Below are 23,359 nucleotides of genomic sequence, written 5' to 3'. Positions count from 1 at the left end.
TGTCCGGGCGAGAGGTGGGTGTTCGTCTCCAGGGGCTCTTCTGACAGGAGAATTCTCTGCTCACAGAAGAAGCCCGCCATCGGCTACCCCGACCTCCGGCGCGGGAGGGTCGAGTCTGAGAGTCGTGTGCGACATGGCCCGCCGCCATCGGTGACCCAGCGAGCGTGTACCCGTGCGGCCGGGCCGTGCCGGGTCGGGCCGTTCCGGGCGGCGCGGGCAGGGCTGGCGGCTCGTGCCACCTACGGCGGTGATCGGCTCACTCCGGAGGCGGCGAGTCGGATCACCGCCGGAGGCGACGGCGGCCCGGAGCCGGTGACGTGCTTCCGGTCTCGGTGCGGGACGTCAGGAGCGGGCCTTGGCGGTGGCGCGGTCGTTGGCCTTCTGCAGCGCCTTGACGAGTTCCTTCTTGGTCATCTGTGACCGGCCGGGGACGTCCATCTCCTTGGCGAGCTCGTACAGGTGCTGCTTGGAGGCGTTGGCGTCGACGCCGCCCGCCGACGGGCGTGACGTGCCGCGGCCGCCCTTGGACTGTTCGTCCGACGGGCCCTTGGCGCCCTTGTTCTTCGGCTCCCAGTGGTCGCCGACCTTCTCGTGGGTGTGCTTGAGCGCGCCGTACGCGACCCGGTGCGCCCGCTCGCCCTCGCCGTACTCCCGGACCGCGGCGTCGTGGGCCTTGGCGAACGTGCGCTGGGCCTTCGCGTCGGAGCGCTTGATCGTGTCGGGCAGCTCGCTCTGCTTGGCCGTGCCCTTCTTGGTGGTCTTCGGCATTTCTCCTCCCGTGGAACGGATCCCCGTCACGGCAGGACCTACCCCGCAGGCGGCGCCCACACCTCCCTGACGGCGGACCCGCGGCGGGGTCAGCGACCGAGGGCGAGGGCGTGCAGGTCCTCCAACGCGTCCAGGACGGTGGTCCGGTCGTGCCACTGCAGCCACCGGCCGGCCTGGGCGGTCACGCGATCCAGTTCGGCGGTCTGGACGTCGGTCAACGTGCTGGCGGGCCGCTCGTGATGCGAGGACACCACGCCGACACATCGTCCCGCGGCGTCGAGCAGGGGTGTGCTGTGGCAGGAGCGGCTGCCGGCCGCGAGGACGTGGATGCGGGAGTCGTCATCCAGCGCCGACGTGGTGGCGACGTCGGAGACGCTCACCCGGGTCGTCTGCTGGGCGGCCAGGGCGCAAGAGGTGGTGTCCTCGCCGACGTGCTGGAAGAAGTCGACGAACTCGTCGGTCAGGCCGTGGTGCGCGGCCAGTTCCAGGCCGCCCGAGGCCACGTCGACCAGCTGCACGTTCCCCATCGGGGCACCGGAGATCTCCATCACCTGTCGCAGGAGGGCGCGCACCAGGTCGGTGCGGTTCAGCCGTCCCGGCGGCCGTCCCGGCAGCAGCTTGCTCACCGGGGGAGCCGCCCACCGGCCGCGTCCGGCGAACCACCGTTCGCGCGGGTGGCGAGGCCGCGGTGCCGCGACGAACGCGGATGCCAGCGTGCGCACCGGCAGATTGTGGTTCTGGGAGGTGCGGGCCAGCATCGTGAAGGCCACCCGGTCGTCGGCCAGCCGGTAGCGCTCCTGCAACATCCCCACCGCGCGCGAGACCACGCGGTTCGACCGGGTCTGCCGGCGCAGGTTCCGCACCGTCTTTCGCAGCTCGGCCAGCTCGGCGACGATCTCCGCCTCCACCGGTCCCACGGCGGGCGGACTCCCGGCGACCTCGCCGCCGAACGTCTCCTCCGGGGCCGGAGCCCGCCAGGTCGGCTCCACAGTGCTCATCGCGCTCTCCCACCGCCTTCGGGCCACCAGAGGTGGACCCGATGTGAGAGCGGCGCGGCTGCTTCACGACCGCATCGGACCTGACCAGCCTGTCCGCTCGCCGCCGCCTAGTCAAACCACGCTGTTTACCTCGCGGCGGCCGGGTAGAGCGGCACCCCCACGGCCCCGAGACTCAAGGGAGATGTGATGCCGGCCGAGGACCGTACCGACAAGGATCGGCAGCTGGACGCCGTCCGGGCCACCCCGGAAGAGGCGGTTCTGACCACCGACCAGGGCGTCGCCGTCAGCGACACCGACAACTCGCTGCGTCCCGGCGAGCGCGGTCCGACGCTGATGGAGGACTTCCACTTCCGCGAGAAGATCACCCATTTCGACCACGAACGGATCCCCGAACGCGTCGTGCACGCCCGCGGCGCGGGCGCGTACGGCTACTTCGAGGCCTACGGCGACGCGCTGGCCGGGGTGACGGCGGCGGAGTTCCTCACCGACCCGGGCGTGCGGACCCCGGTCTTCGTGCGGTTCTCCACCGTCGCGGGTTCGCGCGGGTCGGCCGACACCGTACGGGACGTGCGGGGCTTCGCGACGAAGTTCTACACGCGGCGGGGCAACTTCGACCTGGTCGGCAACAACATGCCCGTCTTCTTCATCCAGGACGGGATCAAGTTCCCCGACTTCGTCCACGCGGTGAAGCCCGAGCCGCACAACGAGATCCCGCAGGCGTCCTCGGCCCACGACACGCTGTGGGACTTCGTGCAGCTCCAGCCCGAGACGACGCACATGATGATGTGGCTGATGTCGGACCGGGCGCTGCCGCGCAGCTACCGCATGATGCAGGGGTTCGGCGTGCACACGTTCCGCCTCGTCAACGAGGCCGGAGAGGGCACGTTCGTGAAGTTCCACTGGAAGCCGAAACTCGGCACCCACTCACTCGTCTGGGACGAGACCCAGAAGATCGCCGGGAAGGACCCCGACTTCAACCGCCGCGACCTGTGGGAGGCCATCAACGACGGTGACTTCCCCGAGTGGGAGCTCGGCGTGCAGCTCGTCCCGGAGTCCGACGAGCACGCCTTCGACTTCGACCTGCTCGACCCGACCAAGATCATCCCGGAGGAGCAGGTGCCGGTACGGCCGGTCGGCCGCATGGTCCTGAACCGCAACCCGGACAACTTCTTCGCCGAGACCGAGCAGGTCGCCTTCCACACCGCGAACGTCGTGCCCGGGATCGACTTCACCAACGACCCGCTGCTCCAGGCCCGGCTGTTCTCCTACCTCGACACCCAGCTGATCCGCCTCGGCGGCCCCAACTTCACCCAGCTGCCGGTCAACCGGCCGCTGAACGAGGTGAGCAACCACCACCGCGACGGCTACCACCAGACGACGGTGCACCGCGGACGGGCCGCGTACCACCCCAACTCCCTCGGCGGCGGATGCCCGGCGATCGCGGGCGACGGCTACGCGCACTTCCAGGAACGCGTCGACGGCAACAAGATCCGCAAGCGCAGCGAGAGCTTCGCCGACCACTACTCCCAGGCCACGCTGTTCTGGAACAGCATGGCCGACTGGGAGAAGGACCACATCGTCGCGGCGTTCCGGTTCGAGCTCGGCAAGGTCGAGCCCATGCACGTGCGCGAGGGCGTCGTACGGAACCTGGCCAACGTCCACCACGACCTGGCCACCAGGGTCGCCGAGGGCATCGGCGTCGAGCCGCCGGCCGAACCCGCGGGGCCGGTGAGCGACCAGCGCTCTCCGGCGCTGAGCCAGGCGAACAGCCCCACCGACACGGTCGCCACGCGCAAGATCGCGATCCTGGCCGCCGACGGCGTGGACGGCGACCACGTACGGGCGGCCATGACGGCGCTGACCGAGGCGGGGGCGACGTGCGAGGTGCTCGCCGCCGTCGACGGGTCGCTCAGCGCGGCCGCCGGGGACGACGTCGAGGTCACCCGGCCACTGACCACGGTCGCCTCCGTCCTGTACGACGCGGTGCTGGTGCCGGGCGGCGACCGTTCCGTCCAGGCGCTGGCGGGCGACGGCGACGCGGTGCACTTCGTCAGCGAGGCCTTCAAGCACGGCAAGGCGATCGGCGCCCTCGGCGACGGCGTCTCGCTGCTGGAGGTCGCCCGGCTCACCTCCGTACGGCGAAGCGACCGGGAGACCGTCGCCGACCAGGGCGTGGTGACCGGCGGTACGGCGGACGGCGACTTCACCGAGGCGTTCGTCACGGCGGTGGCGGCCCACCGTCACCCCGAGCGTGACCTGAGCGCCGTTCCCGCCTGACCGCCGAGCGAGCCGAAGCCCGCCGGGGAAGACTCCCCGGCGGGCTTCGGCTTGACGCGGGCGCTCAGTTTCGGCCGAACAGCTCCTGGGCCTTGGTCTTCAGCCCCTTCTTGACCACCCCGCGGGCGTCGGGGTCGCCCTTGATGATGGCCTCGGCGGCGTCCTTCATCTGTTCGAACTCCGCGTGCGGCGGGATCGGCGGGATGTCGGGGTCGCAGTGGACGTCGAGGAGGACCGGCCGGTCGGCGGCCAGGGCGCTCTCCCAGGCCGGGCCGATGGCCTCGGGCTTGCTCACCTCGATGCCCTCCAGGCCGATGGAGCGCGCGAACGTGGCGTAGGACATGTCCGGCAGGGTCTGGGACTCCTCGAACTTCGGCGCGCCGCCCATCGCGCGCAGCTCCCAGGTGACCTGGTTGAGATCGTTGTTGTGCAGCACGGCGATGACCAGCCGCGGGTCGGACCACTCGGAGCAGTAGCGCCTGATGGTGAGGAGCTCGACCAGGCCGTTCATCTGCATGGCGCCGTCGCCGACGAACGCGATGGCGGGCCGGTCGGGGTGGGCGAACTTCGCGCCGATCGCGTACGGCACGCCCGGTCCCATGGTCGCCAGGGTGCCCGAGAGCGAACCGCGGACGCCGCCGCGGATCTTCAGGTCGCGGGCGTACCAGTTCGCGGCCGAGCCGGAGTCGGCGGTGATGATCGCGTCGTCGGGGAGCCGGGAGTTCAGCTCCCAGAACAGCCGCATCGGGTTGACCGGGTCGGCCTCCACCATGGCCTGCCGCTCGACGGTGCCCCACCAGCGGGCGACGTTGTCCTCCACGGTCTGGCGCCAGGATCGGTCCTCGGCCCGGTTCAGCTGGGGGATGAGCGCACGCAGCGTCTGGGCCGCGTCGCCGACGAGGTTGACCTCGGTCGGGTAGCGCATGCCGATCATGCGGCCGTCGATGTCGATCTGGATTCCCCTGGCGTCCCCGAACTCGGGCAGGAACTGGCTGTAGGGGAAGTTGGATCCGACGATCAGCAGGGTGTCGCAGTCGCGCATCAGCTCATACGACGGGCGCGTTCCGAGGAGGCCGATCGCGCCGGTGACGTAGGGCAGGTCGTCGGGCAGGACGTCCTTGCCGAGCAGTGCCTTGGCCACTCCGGCGCCGGTGAGTTCGGCGACCTCCATGACCTCCGCCGCGGCGGACCGGGCCCCCTGGCCGACGAGGATCGCCACCTTCGACCCGGCGTTGAGGATCTCGGCGGCGCGCGTCACCTCGGTGTCGGGGGCGCGGGTCACCGAAGGCGTGTAGCCGGGGACCGATGACGGGACGTTCTTGAACGCGTGCGAGGGCCCCTCGTAGGCCTCCTCCTGCAGGTCGGCCGGGATGATCACGGCGGTGGGAGTGCGGTCGGCGAGGGCGATCCGCATGGCCCGGTCGATCAGGTTGGGCAGCTGCGCCGGGACGGTCGCCATCTGCACGTACGCGCTCGCGACGTCCTTGAACAGGCTCAGCAGGTCGACCTCCTGCTGGTAGTTGCCGCCCATCGCGCTGCGGGCGGTCTGCCCGACGATCGCCACCACCGGAACATGGTCGAGCTTGGCGTCGTACAGGCCGTTCAGCAGGTGGATCGCGCCCGGTCCGCTGGTGGCCATGCAGACGCCCGGTTTCCCGGTGAATTTCGCGTAACCGACCGCCTGGAAGGCGGCCATCTCCTCGTGCCTGGCCTGGACGAACTGCGGGCTGTCATCGGCTCGGCCGAGCGCCGCGATGATCCCGTTGATGCCGTCGCCCGGATAACCGAATATGTGCTCCACGTCCCACTCGCGCAGGCGTTCGAGCAGGTAGTCGCCGACAGTGGGCGCCATGATCAGATCCTTCCGCGGTATGGGGTGCTCTGGGGAATTCGCTTCCCGGGCAGCGCGATTGAAACCCGATGGACGGGTAACCGATTTCATATGTCCCAGACACTTCTCCGCGATCTCGCGGCGCGCGTCGACGGCGAGGTGCGGTTCGACGCCGGGTCGCGTGCCGACTACGCACATGACGCGTCCAACTACCGGCAGGTGCCGATCGGCGTGGTGGTGCCCCGGAACGTCGACGCGGCCGCGGAGGCCGTCGCGGTGTGCCGTGAGCACGGTGTGCCGGTGTTCTCCCGGGGCGGGGGCACGAGCCTGGCGGGACAGTGCTGCAACACCGGCGTGGTGATCGACTGGTCCAAGTACTGCCGTCGCCTGGTGTCGGCGGACCCCGAGCGGAGGCGAGCCCTCGTCGAGCCCGGTGCCTGCCTGGACGACCTCAACGCCGAACTCTCGAAGTTCAAGCTGATGGTGGGCCCGAAACCGTCGACGCACGACACGTGCACGATCGGGGGGATGATCGGCAACAACTCCTGCGGCGCGTCGGCCCAGGCGTACGGGAAGATGGCCGACTCGGTGATCCGTATGGAGGTGCTGACCTACGATGGCACCCGGATGTGGGTCGGGCCGACCAGCAAGGAGGAATACGACCGGATCCTCGCCGAGGGAGGGCGGCGAGCGGAGATCTACCGGGCGGCGTACGACCTGGTGCAGGAGAACCTCGCGCTGATCCGTACCCGCTATCCGGACATCCCGCGCCGGGTCTCGGGCTACAACCTCGACGCGTTGCTGCCCGAGAAGGGCTTCAACTTCGCCCGGGCCCTCGTCGGCAGCGAGTCGACGCTGGTGACCGTCCTGCAGGCGGAGATCTCACTGGTCCCGGTGCCGGCGTACCAGTCCCTCGTCGTCCTCGGTTACGACGACATCGCCGCCGCCGGCGACGCCGTGCCGACCGTGGCCCGGCACGAGCCGCTGGCCCTGGAGGGGATCGACGACACGCTCATCGACCTGGCCCGCGTCGAACACGTGGCGAAGCAGGGCGTGCTGAGTGAGCTGCCCGAGGGGTCGGGGTGGCTGATGGTCCGGTTCGGCGGCGACACGCAGGAGGAGGCCGACGAGCGCGCCGACCGCCTGCTGTCCGACATCCACCGGTCCGAGCACGGCCCGGGCGTGTCGTTCCTCGACGATCCGGGCGAAGAGGAGCGGCTGTGGAAGGTCCGCGAGGCCGGCCTGGGCGCGACCGCGTACCCACCCGGCGGCCCGGACACGCATGAGGGCTGGGAGGACGCGGCGGTGCCGCCCGACCGGCTGGGAGACTACCTGCGCGACTTCCGCGGCCTGCTGGAGGAGTTCGATTACGGGTCGGCGTCCCTGTACGGGCACTTCGGCCAGGGGTGCGTGCACACGCGGATCGCCTTCGACCTCGACGATCCCGGTGGGGCCGAGAAGTACCGCCGGTTCGTCGAGCGCGCCGCGCGCCTGGTCGCCTCCTACGGCGGGTCGCTGTCCGGCGAGCACGGCGACGGCCAGTCCCGCGGCGAACTGCTGCCGATCATGTTCGGCGACGAGGTCGTCCAGCTGTTCGGCCGGTACAAGAAGATCTTCGATCCGGACGACCGGATGAACCCCGGAAAGGTCGCCTCGCCCCGGGAGGCCGAGACCGCGGTCGGCACGCCCGGGGTGTTCCGGCTGGACGAGAACCTCGACCACCTGGGCTACCACCCGGCCGAGCCGCGCACCTACTTCCACTATCCCGAAGACCACGGCCGGTTCACGCACGCGGCGGCGCGGTGCGTCGGCATCGGCAAGTGCCGCTCCTCCTCCGGCGGCGTGATGTGCCCGAGCTACCGGGTCACCCGGGAGGAGAAGCACGCCACGCGGGGCCGCGCCCGGCTGCTGATGGAGATGATGCGCGGCATGCCTGGCGGCGGCGAGGACGCCGTCATCACCGACGGCTGGCGGTCCAAGGACGTGCACGAGGCCCTCGACCTGTGCCTGGCCTGCAAGGGATGCCGGGGCGACTGCCCGGTCAACGTCGACATGGCGACCTACAAGGCCGAGTTCCTCGCCCACCACTACCGCTGGCGGCCCCGCCCGCTCTCGCACTACTCGATGGGCTGGCTGCCGCTGTGGGCGCGCCTGGCCGCTGCCGCGCCGGGAGCGGTCAACGCCCTGACGCACGCGCCGGGGCTCGACCGGGTGGTCAAACGCGCCGGTGGCGTCGACCAGCGCCGGGACCTGCCCCGGTTCGCGAGCGAACGCCTGACCGACTGGTTCAAACGCCGTGGAGGCCCGCGGGCGGACGGGCCGTCGGTCGTCCTGTGGCCGGACTCCTTCACCAACAACTTCCATCCCGCCATCGGCCGGGCCGCCGTTCGCGTGCTGGAGACGGCCGGGTTCCGGGTCGAGATGCCGCCGGTCCCGCTGTGCTGCGGACTCACCTGGATCTCCACCGGGCAGCTCGCCACCGCCGGGCGGGTGCTGCGCCGGACCGTCGACGCCCTGGCGCCCCGGCTGCGCGCCGGAGTGCCGGTGATCGCTCTCGAACCCAGCTGCGGCGCGGTCTTCCGCTCGGACGCCCCGGAGCTGCTGGCCGGCGACCCGGACGTCGAGCGGCTCTCGAAGCAGACGCACTCCCTGGCGGAGTTCCTCCTGGACCGGGCGCCGCAGGCGATCACCGCGCCCCCGCCGGGCACGGGCCGTACCGCCATCGCCCAGACACACTGTCACCAGCACGCCATCTGGGGGTTCGAGGCCGACACCGAGGTGCTCCGGCGCGTCGGCGTCCAGGCGGAGGTGCTGGACGAGGGTTGCTGCGGCCTGGCCGGCAACTTCGGCTTCGAACGCGGCCACTACGAGGTCTCCGTCGGCGCCGCCGAGCTGGGCCTGTGGCCGGCGGTGCGCGACGCCGACCCCGGCACCACCGTGCTCGCCGACGGCTTCTCCTGCCGCACCCAGATCGAGGCCGGCACCCGGGCGAAGCCCAAGCACCTGGCCGAGCTGCTCGCGGAGCTGCTGTGCCCGGAGGAGGCCGGTGAGCGCACCCCCGCCGCCAAGGCGCCGACGGAGGTCTCGTGATTGAGATATCCGCGTCCGCCTACACGATCCCGACGGACGCCCCCGAGGCGGACGGCACGCTGGAGTGGGACTCGACCACCATCGTCCTGGTCGAGGCGAGAGCCGAGGACCTGCTCGGCATCGGCTGGACGTACGGCCCCGCGACCATCACGGGGGTGGTCGCCGAGCTGCTCGCCCCCGAGGTCGCCAAGAGCGGCGTGCTGAACCCGCCCGCCGCGCACGAGAGCATGTGCCGCGCGGTCCGCAACGCCGGCCGCCCCGGCACGTGCTCCATGGCGATCTCGGCCGTCGACTGCGCCCTGTGGGACCTGAAGGCGCGCCGCCTCGGCCTGCCGCTGCACCGCCTGCTCGGTGCCGTCCAGGAGGAGGTGCCCGTGTACGGCTCCGGCGGCTTCACCACCTACGACGACGCGCGGACGCGCGAGCAGCTCGAGCACTGGGCCGGCGAGCAGCGCATCCCCCGCGTCAAGATCAAGATAGGGGAGGCATGGGGAGGCCGGGAGGCGCGCGACGTCGAGCGCCTGCGCCTCGCCCGGGAGGCCGTCGGGCCCGGTACGGAGCTGTTCGCCGACGCCAACGGGGCCTACAGCGCCAAACAGGCGATCCGGGTCGCCGGGGTCACCGACATCCGGTGGCTGGAGGAGCCGGTCTCCTCCGACGACCTGGCCGGGCTCGCGACCGTACGCGACGCGGTGACGTGCGAGGTGGCGGCCGGTGAGTACGGCTATGACCTGCCCTACTTCGCCCGGCTGCTGCCCGTCGTCGACTGCCCCCAGGCCGACGTGACGAGGATCGGCGGGATCACCGAGTTCCTGCGCGTCGCCGGGCTCGCCCGCGCCCACGGCAAGGACCTGTCCGCCCACTGCGCCCCGCACCTGCACGCCGCCGCCATGGCCGCGATTCCGAACGCGCGCCACATCGAGTGGTTCCACGACCACGTGCGCATCGAGTCGATGCTCTTCGACGGCGTCCTCGACCCGGCCGGCGGCACCGTGCGCCCGCGCGACGACGCCCCCGGGCTGGGGCTGGAGTTCAAGCGCCCGGACGCCGAGCCCTACCGAGTCGCCTGAACCACCTGCGCCTCGGTCGACGTCGGACAGGTTCAGCACGAAGCGGTAGCGGACGTCGCCCTGGTCCAGGCGGGTGAGAGCCTCCTGGACACGGGCGGGGGGAGCAGCTCGATGTCGGCGGTGATGCCGTGCTCGGCGCAGAAGGCCGGCATCTGGCTGGTGCCGGCACGACCGCCGGTGCCCGAGGAGGTCGGCTTCTTCCGGCCGTAGATCAGGTCCATGATCCGCAGCGGGATCTCGCCGGCCCGGCCGAGGACGCTCAGCGTGCCGTCCAGGGTCAGCAGACGCAGCAGCGGCGATCTGCTCGACTCCGGTTCCTGAGGAGACTCACAGGGGCGCGGGAGTGGCACCAGCCGGAATCCGGCCGTCGGTGGGCAGATCGTGTTCGGGGCCCGCTGGTGGTCGCCGCTTACGGAGGATCTGGGCGCGAAGCCGTTTGTTCGTCGCCGTTGTTGTGGGTGCGTTGAGTGATGGTGCGGTCGAGGCCGTCGAGGAGGGCCAGGAGGCCGAATTCCCGGGTGGTGGTGGTTGAGGGGATGGCCACGGTGGTGGCGAGCAGCGGGAAGCGGCTGGCGTTGAGGAGTAGCAGCTCGCGCATGATGGGGGCGGCGCTGCCGTCCGTCCAGGTCTGAGTGCCTTGGGTGGCGGCCGGGTGGGTGGCGCGGATGTGGTGGGACACCATCATGACCGCGTCGAGCCGTTCGTGTTCGGTCAGGGGGGTGTCGGTGAGGGCGCTGAGGGCTGTTTCGGCCCATGCGGTCTCACGTGGGCCCATGACGCGGTCGCCCACGGTGACCGACGGCAGCCAGGGGTGGCGCCGCCAGGCGGTGGACAGTCCGCGGGCGTACTCCTCCAGCTTGGCCCGCCAGCCGGCCGCCCCGCTCAGGTCGGGGGGTGTGCCGACCGCCGCCTCGATCATGATGGCCATCAGCTCTGTCTTGCCGTTGACGTAGCGGTACAGGGCCATCTTGGTGAGGCCGAGCTCGGCGGCGATGCGGTGCATGGAGACCGCCTCCAGACCCTCGGTATCGGCGACCTTGACGGCGGTGTCGGCCAGCCGGGCGAGGTCGTAGGCGGGCCTGGGGCCTCTGATGCGCGGCTTCCGCAGGCCCCACAACAGTTCCGCCAGGGTCCTCGGATCCTCGTTGACCGCCACGTCGCCTCCCGCTTGCCATCCGCCAGAACTGTCTCTACCGTACACAGTGTTCTTGGGACACAGTTAATCTCCGGACCCGGGAGCAGGCGGTGGCCGAGGGGCCACGCCGTGAAACAAGGAGTGGGCCATGTCCAGATCAGTGCTCGACATGTCGATGTCCCTCGACGGGTACATCGCCGATCCCAACGACTTCCTCGGCGGCAACGATGGCGAGCGGCTGCACAAGTGGGCTGACTCGGACCAGCATCCCGGGCTGGTCAAGCAGTTCCAAGACGAATGGAACGGGGCTGGTGCGATCCTCGCGGGACGGCGGACCGCTGAGCTCATGGACCACTGGGGCGGTTCTCATGGCGGTGCCCCGATCTTCGTCCCCAGCCACCGGCCGCCCAGCCCGGCCGCCAGGTGGGGCTATCCGCTGGTGACCTACGTGAACGACGGGATCGAAAGCGCGATGGCGCAGGCGAAGGCCGCCGCCGGGGAACGGGACGTCCAGATTCGTGGCGGCGCGTACACGGTGCAGCAGGCCCTTGAGGCCGGAGTGCTGGATGAAGTGCAGATCCACCACATTCCAGTACTCCTGGGCGCAGGGCGCCGGTTGTTCGACGTCCTGCCGTCGGAGATCGAGTTGGAGATCATTCAGGTGCTCGACACGCCCGAGGCCACCCACATCCGCTACCGCGTCCGCCGCTGAGCCGATCGGCCACGGACCGGGCTGGGCGTTACCGCCCAGGGGACGTTGAAATTGGTTTCGGTCATGATGGAAGAGTGACTGCTTTGCCTGGTTGCCCTTGTGGCCCCAGGCCGGGTTTCGCGAACGATCGGACGCATGAGGGCCTCAGCGCCCGCCACGGCCTGACCCGGGCCTGTTCGCCCCATCGCCCCTGACGCCCTCGATCATCTCTCTGGGACGCTCACCTCGCTAACCCGTGACCAACACGCGGCCCGTTTCTGCCGTATTCCGGTGGCACCCCAGGAAAGCCCAGAGTTCGTGCGAACCGAAGGGTCCTCACGATGAACCCACGAGCCTTCAGGCTCTTTCGACGGTTCTGGCCCTTGGGTTCGGGGAACTGGCGGGGTCTTGTTCTTCGGCCATGGTCGTCAGTCACCGTGCGTTGAGCCCATCTAGGTGACGGTTCTGGCAATTCGTCGGGAGTTCGCGACCATGGCTCGTGATCTCTGACAGAGCAGGTCGATTTATGAGCCGGAGGGTCGACGAGCCTCGCCGTTGTCCGTTCGATTGACTCGACTCGCCAGCTCCCAACCCCAGCTGACGACATCGAAAGCCGCCGTGTGGGCAAATCGATGCGGGCGGCTTAAGGCCCTTGACCTCAACTTTGGTTCAGGTTTTATGTTGGATGCATGACCTTCACCGATGCCGAGCTGGAGTACCTGACGAAGCATCCGCTCGGACGTTTGGCCACTATCGGGCCAGACGGCGCCCCGCAGGCGCACCCCGTCGCCTTCTGGGTCAACCCCGACAGCGGCATAATTGAGATCGGCGGCCCCGAGCTGTCCAAGAGCCAGAAGTTCCGGAACGTCAAGGCTGACCCCAGGGTCTCTTTCGTGGTTGACGATCAGGCCGAGACTCCCAACCCCATCGGCCAGACCGGACGAGGGATCGAGATACGCGGTCGGATCGAGATCGTCTCCCAAGACCCTCCGCTCATTCCCGGCTTCAGCCACGAAACGCTCCACCTTCACCCGCACCGGATCATCAGCTGGAATATCGGCGAGTTCGTGCCGGCCGGATCGGCGCGTCCGGCGCACCTGCAGGGGTACAACTCCCGCGATGTCTCCCGGTAGCCGTAGCCGCTGGCCCAGGCGCGTAATCTCCTTACGAGTCCCAGCGGACGAGCCCGACGGCCGCCGCGTCGGCGTCCGCGCCCGCCACCAGCCGCAGGGAGGAGGGGAGCGGGAAGCCGCGCGACCAGGCCCGCGCCGACTGCGGGGCGGGCCACACCGCCGGGGCGGCGTACGCCTGCCTCGGGGTGGTGACGGCGTCCGCCGCCGTTCCCGTGACGACGGCCGACGCCACGCACAGCGCGGCGATCGCGCACGCCGCCGGGCGGCGACGCGGTTCCGGGGTGCGTCGGCCCGTCGATCCGCGAACACGTGCCCTACGGTCCCCCACGGGACAGGGCCGCGATCGGAGCCGGTGTGGGAACGATTCCATACGACATGGCAATGATCAATGCCGTGGTGTCGCCGCGACGGGCTATTCGTCCGCTCCGTGCCCCAGGCGGCGTACGAGCAGGTATCCGGCGACCGAGACGACAACCCAGGCGAGCGTGGCCACGGCCAGCGCGACCCAGCCGCCCACCGCGTGAGCCGACACCGCGCAGACGATCGCGAACGCCACCATGCCCACCGAGCCGATCGCGGCACCGCGCGCGTCGTCCCGCGCCGCCCGGAGATCCTCCTCCTTGGCCACCAGCGTCAGGGACGCGAGCAGGATGGCGGGGAACGCGAGGAGGACACCGCCGGCCCGCGGGCCGAAGACGGTGGAGACCACCCCGGCGACGGTCGAGACGGCGGCGCCGAACGCGAACCGGACGAGCAGCGCCTTCGCCCGTACCTCGCGGACGCGGCCGATCCTCACCCTGACGTGCGGCGGGCCGGAGCGCCCGGCGCTCACGGCAGCACCCAGGCGCACGCACCGGCGACCACGAACCACGGGATGACGGCGATGGCCGCACCGGCCAGCGGGCCGAACCTCCGCAGCGCCCGGACCGCGACCACGCTGTAGATGAGCAGTGCGATCGCGCCCGCCACCATGCCGGCCGCGGCGGCCCGTACGTCGGATTCGCCCTTGGTCACCAGCGTCACCGCGAGGCTGCCGAGGGCCACGGACGGCGCCGCCGAGAACACGCCGGAGAACCGTTTCGGTGTCGTCACCTCGGAGATGAGGGCGAACACGACGACGAGCAGCCCTCCGAACAGCGCCTTCAGCGCCACCTCGATCATGTCACCCCCGCGGCCGCTACATTCGCGTGTTGTCATCCTCCCCGCCGTGGCCGCCGATCCACACGCGCCGTCAGTCGCCCGTGATCGGGATCTCGGCGAACAGCGACGTCCCGCCGCCCGGCGGGCTGCTGATCTCGAGTTTGCCGCCGATGGCCTCGACGCGGTCTCTGATGCTGAGGAGTCCCGTCCCGTGGGCGGTGTCGGCTCCTCCCGTGCCGTCGTCGCGGATCGACAGGCGGACGGCGGCGTCCTCGATCGTCAGGTCCACGTGGGCGACGGACGCGTCGGCGTGCTCGGCCACGTTCGCCAACGCCTCCGAGACGACGTGGTAAGCGGTGATCTCGGTCCGTTCCGCGACCCGGTCGCCGCAGACGCTGAGTTCGACCGGGACGGGGGAGCAGCGCGCGAGCGCCTTGATCGCGGGCTCGAGCCCCTGCCGGGACAGCAGCGCCGGATGAAGTCCGCGGGCGAGTCCCCGCAGATCCTCAAGCGCCTCGTCCAGACCGAGCACGGTGTGGTACAGCACTCCTGCGATCTCCTCCGGATCGGCCGGCGCGGTGGCCGTCGCGGCGCGCAGTTCGAGCATGAGCGCGGCCAGATGTTGCTGGACCCCGTCGTGCAGATCGCGTTCGATCAGGCGCCGGGTCGCGTCGGCCGCGGCGATCACACGGGCCCGTGACGCCTCCAGCTTCTCGTGGCTCTCGGCGTTCGCGATGGCGGTGGCCAGCAGGTCGGTGAAGTCGCGCATGCGGTTCTCGACGTCCTCGGGCAGAGGCTCGGACGTCGACGTGACGACCACCGCGCCCCAGAGCCGCCCGCCGACCGTGACCGGGCAGCCGACGGCGGCCGTGACGCCCATCCGCTGCAGCGAGGTGAGGAACTCGCCCGCGCCCTCGATGGGGCGGATGGGGCCGACCCGTCCCGTCTCGCCCGTCCGCGCCACCAGTTCCGCTGCGCCGCCCCGCTCCAGCCGCCAGCGGAACCCCAGGGGCATCGTGGCGACCGAACCTCGGTTCCAGACGCCGACGTTGGTGGCGGTGGCGCCTGGCTCGTACCGGACCACCGCCACGTGCCGTGCCTCCAGGACCTGCCCCGCCTCGCGGGCGACCGCGCCGAAGAGCTCCTCCGGCGGGGTCCCCCGCGCGACGAGCGTCGCCAGGCGCCGCAGCGCGACCTGCTGGTCCGCGGCCCGCTCGCGTTCCCGTGCCGCCCGCAGCAGGATCTCCAGCGAGGGCACCACCCGCTCCCGGAGACGCCGCAGCGTCGACCGCGGCAGGCCGGTGGGGACGAGGAGCGAGGCCACCGGGACACCGCGTTCACGCAGCGGGAAGGCCACGTGCCGTCCGTCGCCGGGGATGGGGTCGCGCTCGATCGCCGCGTACGGAAGATCGAGTGTCTCCGCGAGCAGCCGGGCGGCCGCAGGCTCCGCGGCCTTGACATCCGGCGTCTCCAGGAGGACACGCGAAAGGCCGGCAGCCAGGTCGGCTTCCCCGCGCGCGTCGATCTCGAGGGCCAGTGACCTGGTCAACCGGGAGATCGAGCCGGCCAGCAGGGTGACGGCGAGGAAGACCGCGAGCACCGTCCAGTCCTCGGCCTTGCCGAGGGTCAGGCTGCCCGTCGGCGGGGTGAGGAAGTAGTCCATGGCCAGGGTGCTGATCACCGCGGTGGCCATCCCGAACCACAGGCCCCAGACGGCCGCCACCGCCACGATGCCGAGCAGGTACACGACCCCCAGCGACCGGGCGGGCGTGACCTGCGAGAGGAACACGGCGATCACCGTCTCCACGGCGACGCACGAGAGCGCCACCACGATCCCCAGTGCGAGTGGAGGGCGGTTCCGGCGCGCCACGATCACGGGCAGGCCCGACGGCATATCTCAATGTACTCGCGCCGTACGGCGATTCGCGCGTCCAGCGACGTCGGCGGCGCAAGAGCTCCGGCGTCGTGATCGAGATCAGCGCATGATCGTCGTCAGAACGTCGGAACCCAGTCCCAGAAGTAGCTGGGCGTGCAGGCGGTGGTAGATCATCCGGCCTTCGCGGCGCGACGTGACCAGCCCCACCTGGCGCAGCCGCTTGAGGTGCCGGGAGACCTGGGGCTCGGAGATCCCCATGCGGACGGCCAGCTCGGACGTGGTGATCGGCTCGCCGAGCAGGTGCCGGCACATCTCGAAGCGGCCGGGCTCGGCGATGGCGGCGAGCCGGTCGCGGATCAGGGACTGCGGGACCGCCGGGCGCTGCTCCCAGTCGCCGCCCACGAAGTGCACGACGAACGGCAGGCCGGGGTCCAGCTTGAGGATGAGGTGCGGCCAGCCGTGCAGGGTGGGCACGAGGAAGCACCCGTGGTCACTGACCTTCCCGAACGCCGATTGCAGCTTGTCGTAGCGGACACGCGTCGGCCGTTCGGTGACGCTGGCGGTCGGCGTGACGGAGGCCAGTACGGCGGCCGGCGGCTCGCGGCGCAGCTGGCCGCGCACCCGCGCCGCCGTGTCCTTCAGATGCGGGCCGACGCGCCGCCACTCGGCCTCGAAGAAGGTGTCCGCGCAGCGTTCGAGCGTCTCGACCAGCCCGGCGCGGAACGCCTCGGGGTCGTCGATCAGTGCACGGGCGAGCTCGCCGCGCGAGAAGGACCGGCGCTCGCTGGCCTTGATGAACGCCTGCTGCCGTACGGTGTCGTGGAGATCGTCCACGCCTTCGAAGGACGTGCCTCGGATACCGCTCGCCGCGAGTGAGACGAACATCCGCTGGTCGTAGCCTGCCAGGGTGCGCAGCTCGGCGGGCAGGTCGCGGTCCAGCGGGCCGCGCAGCGGGAACAGCAGCCGGCAGCGGTACCGCGCCCACAGCGGGGCGTAGTGGTTCAGCCGCTGGACGAGGGAGTCGGGGATGCGCTCCCGCGCCGACGTCAGCCAGGCCCTGGACTCCGGGTGGTGCTCGGGTTCGGCCAGCGCGTGCAGGCAGGCCAGGAGCTCGGACATCGGTGAGGCTCCGGCCGTGAAGTGCACGGGCAGAGCCTCATCGACGTCGAGCGTTACGACCACGCCTGCATGGTAGGGGCCCCGTCACCCCGGCAGGGCGTGCACGCGCAGCCACGAGGGATGCTCAGGGGAGAGGTGAACGGTGTTGACCGCCACCACGCGCCGCCGTTCGGTGGCCTCCGGCCCGCCCGTTCCCGGGTTCACGTCGAAGCGCGGGAAGTTGCTGGAGGAGACGTCCAGGCGGATCCGGTGTCCCGCCGCGAAGAGGTTGGCCGTGTCGGGAGCCGGCACGGTGATCGTGTACACCTCGCCCGGCCGCATCGGCGACGGCTCCGTGTAGGAGTCGCGGTAGCGGCAGCGCAGGATCCCGTCGGTGAGATTCATCGCGTAGCCGTTGGGATAGTCGTCGTTCGGCGGGTGCACGTCGATCAGCCGGACCGTGAAGTCGGTGTCGGGCGCGCTCGACGACACCGACAGCCGCACCTCCACGGGCCCCGCCAGCACGACGTCCCGGTCGAGCGGCTCGCTCTGGAAGACCAGCACGTCCGGCCTGCTGGCCAGCGGGAGGTACGGCGGTTCGCAGCCGAAGGTCTCCTCCGTCGGCGTCTGGTCGAACGCCCCGCCCACCATGACCGGCTCGCCCGAGGTGATCTGCCCGCCGATCGTGGGCACCGGGCGCGCGGGGTCGAAGTCGTACTCCAGCCGGTCGTCGGCGCCCGCGGCGGGCGGTTCGGCGCTCAGCGCGCCCCGTTGCCGCAGGTACAGCCGGAGTGGCGTGGCCTCGGGCGGCGGCCAGTCTCCGGCCGTACGCCAGTGCCCGCCGTGGTCGAGGCGGCCCTCGGCGGTCCGCCGCCCGCTGCCGCCGCCCATCACGAAGTAGCGGACGGGCGGGTCGGCCGGCTCCCCGCCCGGAGCCTCCGCGCCGTCCGGGCGCACGCCGAGGTGCCGGGCGAACCAGCGGGCACGGAAGTCCCAGTAGTCGGCGGCGAGGTTGCCGTCCAGGGTCGCCTCGGGGCCGAAGTCCACGTTCCCGGAGTGACGGACGCTGCGCGCGCCATGGGTCCACGGCCCGACGACGAGGTACGCGGGGCTGGACTTGGCCGCGCCGAGCCGCTGGAAGTTCTCCACGGCGGTCCGGACGTACGGGTCGTACCAGCTCACCATGTGCAGGCTCGGCACGTCGGGGAACCGGTCGTAGTAGCCCCGGCCGAACAGCCCCAGCTGCTGCCAGAACTCGTCGAACGCGCCGCGCTCCCACTGGTGCAGCAGGTAGTCCTCGTACTCCGGCGTCGCCCGGAGCGGCGACGCGCCGCGTCGCCAGGGCATGGCGTGGAACCAGGCGCGCAGGTCCTGGGACCGCAGGGCGGCGGCCACGACCGGATCGCGCTGGGCGGTGACGCTGCCCAGCGCGTGCCGGTACGCCCACGTGGCCTGCTTGAGCTCGAAGGCGCCGCCCATGCGGATCCCCGCCTCGTACGCGCTGGCGAATCCGCCGGAGTCGACGAACATCGCCGCGAGATGGTCCGGGGACAGCGCCGCGAGCGCGGTCTGCGTGTGCGCGGAGTAGGAGACACCGGTCGTGGCGACCCGGCCGTCACACCAGTCCCGCGCGGCGATCCAGTCCACGGTGTCGTAGCCGTCCGCGGCCTCACCGAGGTACTTCACGAACGTTCCCTCGGAGTCGCCGCGTCCCCGGCAGTCCTGCCGTACGACGTTGAATCCCCGCCGGGCGAAGTAGGCCGCGGACTCGTCCGGCATGATCGGCCGGCCGTCGCGGCCGAGACCGTCCGACTCGCGGCGGGCCCGGCGCCCGTACGGAGTGCGTTCCAAGAGCACCGGGCGCCGCTCCGGCGTCGGATCGGTGGTGTAGAGGTCCGCCACCAGTTCGACGCCGTCGCGCATCGGGGTCCGTACGACCCGCCGCCACACCGAGCCCCCGTCCGGCAGCGGGATCCGATCCGCCGCCGGCTCCGTGTTCACCGATGTCATCTCGCCGGCTCAGCTCCCCAGCTGGCTCTTCAGCGCGGGCCACGCGGAGACGAGGCCGTCCGCCGGCGCCTCGGTGAACCACTTCTTGTAGATCCGCAGGAACGTGCCGTCGCCGACCATCGCGGCGACCTGGGCGTCGACCGCCCCCAGGAGCTTGGTGTTCTTCTTCTGCACCGCCATGGAGGTCGGGTGGTCGACCGGGGCGGAGACCGCGATCTTCAGCTTCTGGTACTGCTTGAGGTAGGCCTCGGCGTCCGGGCCGCCGACCACGAACGCGTCGAGGTTGCCCGACAGCAGCTGCGAGACGGCGGCGTTCTGGTTGGCGAACTTCACCTCCCGGGCGCCGGTCATCTTCTGCTCGATGAACGCCTCCTGCACGGTGCCGGTCACCACACCGACCTTCTTGCCGCCGAAGTCGGTGACCTTGGTGGCGCTCTCGTCCTTCCGCGTGACGACGGCGGTCGTGCTCCAGTACAGCGCCTTGGTGAAGGCGACCTGCTTCTGGCGTTCCGCGGTCACGCCGAGCCCGCTGGCGGCGAGGTCGTACTGACCCGAGGTCAGGCCCTGCAGCGCGGCGGGGACCGTGCTGGCCTTGTAGCTCACCTTGAGTCCCAGCCGCCGGGCGACCTCGTTCGTGATGTCGACGATGTACCCCTGCGGCGCGCCGCCCTTGGACGCGGTCGCGAACGGGGGCTGGTCGGTGGAGACGGCCGCCTCGATGGTGCCCGCGGTCTCCAGGCCGTACCGGTCGTCCTTGGACGATCCGCCGCCGCAGGCGGTGAGGGACAGGGCGGCGGCCACGCCGACCGCGAGGAGCCGGGTTCTGAACATCGCTGTTTCCTTCGGAAGTAGGGGATTCACAGGACCTGCGCGAGGAACTCGCGGAAGCGGGTGCCCGGCGGATGGTCCAGAAGCTCGCGGGCGTCGCCGTCCTCGGCGATCAGCCCCTCGTCCATGAAGATCACCCGGTCGGCCGCCTCGCGGGCGAAGCCGATCTCGTGGGTGACGACGACCATGGTCATGCCGGAGCCGGCCAGCTCGCGCATGACCGCCAGTACCTCCTTGACCAGCTCGGGGTCGAGCGCGGAGGTCGCCTCGTCGAACAGCATCACCTCCGGCCGCATGGCCAGGCTCCGCGCGATCGCGACTCGCTGCTGCTGCCCGCCGGACAGGTTCGCGGGCCGGTGCCGGGCGACGTGACCGAGGCCGAGCCGCTTGAGCTGGGAGTGCCCGATCTCCTCCGCCTCCGCCTTGGAGACCTTCTTGACGTGCCGGAGCGCGAGGGTGACGTTGTCCAGCGCGCTGAGGTGACCGAAGAGGTTGAAGTGCTGGAACACCATGCCGATCCGGGTCCGTGCGGCGTCGATGTCCACGCCGGGATCGGTCAGCGTCACCCCGCCCACCACGACGCTGCCGGCGGTGGGCGTCTCCAGCAGGTTGAGGCACTTCAGCATGGTCGACTTGCCCGACCCCGAGGGCCCGAGCACGCACAGCACCTCGCTGGGCGCCACGTCGAAGGTGACGCCGCGCAGCACCTCGTTGCGGCCGTAGGACTTGCGCAGGTCCCGCACGCTGATCGCCGAGCCGGGCGGGGCCGGCCGGGCCGGTGGGGGTGTGGTCGGCATGCTCATCCTTCCGCGAGTGCCGGTTCGGGCAGCGGCTCCTCCGCGCCCGCCCGTGCGGGCCGGCCCTCCCGCATCCGCCGGTCGAGCCAGTTGACGAAGTACGTCAGCGGGATGGTGATGACGAGGTAACAGAGCCCCGCGGCGACCAGCGCGGACGCGTTGTAGCTGGCGGCCTGGCGCTCCTGCGCGATGAAGTACAGCTCGCGCTGCCCGACGCTGAGGCCCAGCAGGTAGACCAGCGAACTCTCCTTGACGTCCACGATGAACTGGCCGGTCAGCGCGGGCAGCACGTTGCGGACGCCCTGCGGCACGATGACGAGCCGCATCGTCTTCAGGTAGGACATCCCGAGGCTGCGGCCCGCCTGCATCTGCCCGGCGGGCACCGCCTGGATGCCCGCCCGGAAGATCTCCGCGCAGTACGCCGCGGAGATGAGGCCGACGGCCACCACCGCGTACCCGAGCGGGCTGCGCCCGAACGGCCGGATGCCCGCCGCCGGCAGCCCCAGGCCGATCAGGCTCACCGTCACGATCGCGGGCAGCCCGCGGAACACGTCCACGTAGATCCGGGCCGGGAGCCGGACCAGCCGCCTGCGGGACAGCAGCAACACCGCCAGCAGCATGCCGCAGACCAGGCCGAAGATGATCGCCAGCACCGCGATCAGGAGCGTGTTCCGCAGCCCCTCGCCAAGGAGCGACGGGAGAGCGCCGGCGATCTCCGACCAGTCGAAGAACGTATGGAAGAAGTCGTGCACGGCCGCTCCGATCTTTGTTTCGCCGTTCACCCGGGTGCCGTCGGCGCTCGCAGCATAGGGGCGGCCCAAGCCGCTGACCGGGACGATTGCGCCTAAGTGGTAATTGAGATCCTATGAACGCCGCGGCTGGGGCAGGACAGCACGGCATGGCCTCACCGGGGCCGCGTCAGGCCTCTCTCAGGAAGTACGGATCTTGAGGAAGCGCCCGGCCACGTGCAGGTCCCGCTCGATCCGCGCCGCCGTGTCGCGGAGGGGCGGAAGAACGGACTCACGGGCCTGCTCGGCCGTGATCCGGCCGGCGTGCATCGAGACGTTGATGGCGGCGACGACCCGGCGGTCGAGGTCGCGGACCGGCACCGCGACGGACCGCAGCCCCTCCTCCAGCTCCTCTTCCACCAGGGCGTAACCGTCGCGATCGGCCCGGCCGAGGATGGCCTCGAGCCGTACGGGCGAGGTGACGGTACGGGAGGTCAGCGGTCGCAGGTCCGCCCGCCGCAGCCGTTCGCCGCGCTCGCCGGGCGGCAGGCCGGCGAGCAGGACACGCCCCATCGACGTCGCGTGCGCGGGGAACCGTGTGCCCAGCGTGATGTCGACGCTCATGATGCGGACGGTGGGAACGCGGGCCACGTACTGGATGTCGTCGCCCACGAGGACCGCCATGGACGCCGAGTCGCGCACCCTCGCGACGAGGGCGGCCAGGTGGGGCTGGGCGATCTCCGGCAGCGTCAGCGCCGACAGGCAGGGAAAGCCCAGGTCCAGCACCCGTGGTGTCAGCCTGAACAGCCCGTCCTGCGCGACCACGTAGCCGAGGTGCGCCAACGTGATCAGCGAGCGCCGGGCGGTGGCGCGGGCCAGGCCGGTGGCGTCGGCGACGGCGGTGAGCGGCAGCCCGGCCCACGGCACGCCCAGGGCGGTGATGACACCGAGGCCGCGGGCGAAGGACGCCACGAACTCCGCGCCCAGGTCCCGCTTGGCCACCTGTTCCCGCGGCACGGCCGGAACGGGCCGCGACGCCGGAGCGACGGCGGCCGCCAGCACGCCCTCCATCGCCGCGACGGCCTCGCGAAGCCGGGGCAAGCCCGCCTCCCGCAGCGATCCGGCGCTGTGCCGGCTGGTGTGGCCGACCACGTTCACGGCGCACACCTGACGCCCCGTGCGGTCGCGTACCGGCATCGTGACGGCGACCAGTCCCGGGTCGAGCAGCCGGTCGTCGAGCGCCCAGCCGTCCCGGCGCGCGCGGACGATCCGTGCCTCGAACGACTCCGCCCCAGGGGACACGGCCGCGTCGCCGGTCTCCCCGCGCCGCCGGGACCGCCATGCGTCGCCGGACCACTCGGCCGCGAACAGCGACCCTCCCATCCCGCACTCCGCGGGAAGGAGCTCGCCGACGCGGAACGCCACCGACACCGCGCGCCGCCGGGAGGCATGATGGACGAAACGCACGCCGTCCCGATCCGGGACGGTGATCCACACCGACTCGTCCAGCTCGCCGGCGAGCCGCCCGGCGACCGCGCCGAGGAGATCGGGAAGTCCGCAGGCCGTCAGGTAGGCGTTGCCGAGTTCCATCAGCCGGGGCGCGAGCACCGTGTCGCGGCCGTCCGGTCGCACGTAGCCGAGATGCGCGAGGGTGCTGAGACTCCGGTCGACCGTGGAGCGCGCCAGCCCGGTCTCACGCACGAGCCCGCTCGCGCTCCCGCGTCCGCCGGCCGCGGCCAGTGCGCGCAGCACGGCCGACCCCCGGATCAGCGGCCCGACCGCCTCCCGCGGTCGTGCCACCTCGGTGGTCACGTGCGTCATCTGCTCTCCTCGGCGCGCAGGCCCTCGCCGAAACCGTACCGGCACGGGCGTGACGGCGCCGTGGCCTC

20 protein-coding genes are annotated in these 23,359 nt (G+C 71.2%); 5 read left to right on the top strand and 15 right to left on the bottom strand.

Going from position 1 to position 23,359, the window contains the following annotated elements; all coding sequences use genetic code 11:
* Positions 1–342: 342 nt before the first annotated feature.
* The gene (locus tag QSK37_RS19610; protein WP_285622993.1) at positions 343–768 is read right to left on the bottom strand and encodes a ChaB family protein; all 426 of its coding nucleotides are present in this window, start codon (positions 766–768) and stop codon (positions 343–345) included.
* 89 nt (positions 769–857) lie between these two features.
* A complete protein-coding gene (locus tag QSK37_RS19605; protein ID WP_285622991.1) occupies positions 858–1,766 on the bottom strand; it encodes an ANTAR domain-containing protein in 909 nt (302 codons plus the stop codon).
* A 186-nt stretch (positions 1,767–1,952) separates the two neighbouring features.
* Here QSK37_RS19605 and QSK37_RS19600 point away from each other — a divergent pair, with 186 nt between their 5' ends.
* A complete protein-coding gene (locus QSK37_RS19600) occupies positions 1,953–4,043 on the top strand; it encodes a catalase (RefSeq protein WP_285622989.1) in 2,091 nt (696 codons plus the stop codon).
* A gap of 64 nt (positions 4,044–4,107) precedes the next feature.
* Here QSK37_RS19600 and QSK37_RS19595 read toward each other — a convergent pair whose 3' ends face one another.
* Complete coding sequence (locus QSK37_RS19595) at positions 4,108–5,895, bottom strand: thiamine pyrophosphate-requiring protein (RefSeq protein WP_285622987.1); 1,788 nt, start codon at positions 5,893–5,895, stop codon at positions 4,108–4,110.
* 90 nt (positions 5,896–5,985) lie between these two features.
* Between QSK37_RS19595 and QSK37_RS19590 the strand changes: the two genes are divergently transcribed.
* Positions 5,986–8,964, top strand: a complete 2,979-nt coding sequence (locus tag QSK37_RS19590; protein ID WP_285622985.1) for an FAD-binding and (Fe-S)-binding domain-containing protein — start codon at positions 5,986–5,988, stop codon at positions 8,962–8,964.
* Positions 8,961–10,034 carry an enolase C-terminal domain-like protein gene (locus tag QSK37_RS19585; RefSeq protein WP_285622982.1) on the top strand — a complete coding sequence of 358 codons (1,074 nt, stop codon included), beginning with the start codon at positions 8,961–8,963 and terminating at the stop codon, positions 10,032–10,034. The genes QSK37_RS19590 and QSK37_RS19585 overlap by 4 nt, the downstream gene beginning before the upstream one ends.
* A gap of 32 nt (positions 10,035–10,066) precedes the next feature.
* On the opposite strand, the gene QSK37_RS19580 is transcribed toward QSK37_RS19585, so the two are convergent.
* Together QSK37_RS19580 and QSK37_RS19575 are read right to left on the bottom strand one after the other, a co-directional pair.
* The gene (locus QSK37_RS19580) at positions 10,067–10,384 is read right to left on the bottom strand and encodes a hypothetical protein (RefSeq protein WP_285622980.1); all 318 of its coding nucleotides are present in this window, start codon (positions 10,382–10,384) and stop codon (positions 10,067–10,069) included.
* Between the two features lie 59 nt (positions 10,385–10,443).
* A complete protein-coding gene (locus QSK37_RS19575; protein ID WP_285622979.1) occupies positions 10,444–11,190 on the bottom strand; it encodes a TetR/AcrR family transcriptional regulator in 747 nt (248 codons plus the stop codon).
* Between the two features lie 127 nt (positions 11,191–11,317).
* On the opposite strand from QSK37_RS19575, the gene QSK37_RS19570 reads away from it, so the two are divergent.
* Both QSK37_RS19570 and QSK37_RS19565 read left to right on the top strand, forming a co-directional pair.
* A complete protein-coding gene (locus QSK37_RS19570; protein ID WP_285622977.1) occupies positions 11,318–11,881 on the top strand; it encodes a dihydrofolate reductase family protein in 564 nt (187 codons plus the stop codon).
* Positions 11,882–12,549: 668 nt separating this feature from the next.
* Positions 12,550–12,993 (top strand): PPOX class F420-dependent oxidoreductase, encoded by a 444-nt coding sequence (locus QSK37_RS19565; protein WP_285622975.1) that lies wholly within the window; start codon positions 12,550–12,552, stop codon positions 12,991–12,993.
* A gap of 31 nt (positions 12,994–13,024) precedes the next feature.
* On the opposite strand, the gene QSK37_RS19560 is transcribed toward QSK37_RS19565, so the two are convergent.
* The 10 genes from QSK37_RS19560 to QSK37_RS51460 form a co-directional block, all read right to left on the bottom strand.
* Positions 13,025–13,321, bottom strand: a complete 297-nt coding sequence (locus QSK37_RS19560; protein WP_285622973.1) for a hypothetical protein — start codon at positions 13,319–13,321, stop codon at positions 13,025–13,027.
* A gap of 84 nt (positions 13,322–13,405) precedes the next feature.
* A complete protein-coding gene (locus tag QSK37_RS19555) occupies positions 13,406–13,825 on the bottom strand; it encodes a DUF3147 family protein (protein WP_285622971.1) in 420 nt (139 codons plus the stop codon).
* Entirely contained in the window at positions 13,822–14,154 is a 333-nt protein-coding gene (locus QSK37_RS19550) for a DUF3147 family protein (RefSeq protein ID WP_285622969.1), read from the bottom strand. Before QSK37_RS19550 ends, QSK37_RS19555 begins: the two co-directional genes overlap by 4 nt.
* A gap of 70 nt (positions 14,155–14,224) precedes the next feature.
* The gene (locus QSK37_RS19545) at positions 14,225–16,027 is read right to left on the bottom strand and encodes a sensor histidine kinase (protein ID WP_285622966.1); all 1,803 of its coding nucleotides are present in this window, start codon (positions 16,025–16,027) and stop codon (positions 14,225–14,227) included.
* Between the two features lie 81 nt (positions 16,028–16,108).
* A complete protein-coding gene (locus tag QSK37_RS19540) occupies positions 16,109–17,191 on the bottom strand; it encodes a DUF5937 family protein (RefSeq protein ID WP_285622964.1) in 1,083 nt (360 codons plus the stop codon).
* 21 nt (positions 17,192–17,212) lie between these two features.
* Positions 17,213–19,108 carry a CocE/NonD family hydrolase gene (locus QSK37_RS19535; protein WP_285622962.1) on the bottom strand — a complete coding sequence of 632 codons (1,896 nt, stop codon included), beginning with the start codon at positions 19,106–19,108 and terminating at the stop codon, positions 17,213–17,215.
* Between the two features lie 18 nt (positions 19,109–19,126).
* Positions 19,127–19,948, bottom strand: a complete 822-nt coding sequence (locus QSK37_RS19530; protein ID WP_285622960.1) for a substrate-binding periplasmic protein — start codon at positions 19,946–19,948, stop codon at positions 19,127–19,129.
* A 26-nt stretch (positions 19,949–19,974) separates the two neighbouring features.
* Complete coding sequence (locus QSK37_RS19525) at positions 19,975–20,742, bottom strand: amino acid ABC transporter ATP-binding protein (protein ID WP_285572146.1); 768 nt, start codon at positions 20,740–20,742, stop codon at positions 19,975–19,977.
* 2 nt (positions 20,743–20,744) lie between these two features.
* Entirely contained in the window at positions 20,745–21,524 is a 780-nt protein-coding gene (locus QSK37_RS19520; protein WP_285572144.1) for an amino acid ABC transporter permease, read from the bottom strand.
* Between the two features lie 147 nt (positions 21,525–21,671).
* The gene (locus tag QSK37_RS51460; RefSeq protein WP_349497974.1) at positions 21,672–23,291 is read right to left on the bottom strand and encodes an IclR family transcriptional regulator domain-containing protein; all 1,620 of its coding nucleotides are present in this window, start codon (positions 23,289–23,291) and stop codon (positions 21,672–21,674) included.
* Positions 23,292–23,359 lie beyond the last annotated feature (68 nt).

This window comes from Actinoallomurus iriomotensis, from assembly GCF_030269445.1.
Classification (GTDB): domain Bacteria; phylum Actinomycetota; class Actinomycetes; order Streptosporangiales; family Streptosporangiaceae; genus Actinoallomurus; species Actinoallomurus iriomotensis.
Note: the sequence above shows the minus strand (reverse complement) of the source record. Positions and strands in the feature narration are given on the sequence as shown.